General features: G+C 68.0%; 1 protein-coding gene. It reads right to left on the bottom strand.

The genetic code is table 11. The features are described 5' to 3' along the window. Window positions 1-726: alpha/beta fold hydrolase (locus OO62_RS36150; protein WP_033271970.1), on the bottom strand; the 726-nt coding region annotated here is incomplete at its 3' end. Window positions 727-738: the final 12 nt, after the last annotated feature.

Below are 738 nucleotides of genomic sequence, written 5' to 3'. Positions count from 1 at the left end.
GTTGTCGGGTACGAGTTGTGCCAGGCGGCGTCCGGTGAGGTGGAGGGGGGCGGAGGCGTCGGCGTCGCCGTGGAGGATCAGTGTCGGCACCTGGAGGGCGCCTGCTTCTTTGCGCAGGTCGGTGGAGAAGCCGGTCTCGACGACCTCGACGGCTGCCTTGGCCGAGCAGTCGAGGCATCTTTGCACCGTCCAGGCGATGAGTTCGCTGGAGACCTGGTTGCCCAGATGCGTGGCGAAGAACGCCTGGGCGTTCTGGGCCATCCACCGCGGGCGGTCCTTGGTCCGCTCGGCGCCCAGGGTGTCGAAGAGGCTTCGGTCGATCCCTTCGGGGTTGTCGGGGGTCTGGAGCATCAGCGGGGCGGTGACGGCGATCAGGACCACCTTGCTGATGCGGTCGTAGCCGTGCCGGGAGAGGTAGCGGATCACTTCCCCGCCGCCCATCGAGTGCGCGACCAGGGTGACGTCGCGCAGGTCGAGGTGGTCGAGCAGTGCGGCGAGGTCATCGGCGAGGGTGTCGTAGTCGAAGCCGTGCCCGACCCAGTCCGAGCGGCCGTGGCCGCGCTTGTCGAAGGCGACGCAGCGCAGGCCCTGTTCGGACAGCGGCAGCATCTGGAACTCCCATGCGCTGCTGCTGAGCCAGGCGCCGGCCACGAACACCACCGGCTTGCCCTGGCCCCAGTCGGTGTAGAACAGGCTTGTTTTGTCGGAGCCTTCGAAGTACGGCATGTGCGGGTCCCT

Source organism: Streptomyces lydicus, from assembly GCF_000717345.1.
Lineage (GTDB): Bacteria > Actinomycetota > Actinomycetes > Streptomycetales > Streptomycetaceae > Streptomyces > Streptomyces lydicus.
Note: the sequence above shows the minus strand (reverse complement) of the source record. Positions and strands in the feature narration are given on the sequence as shown.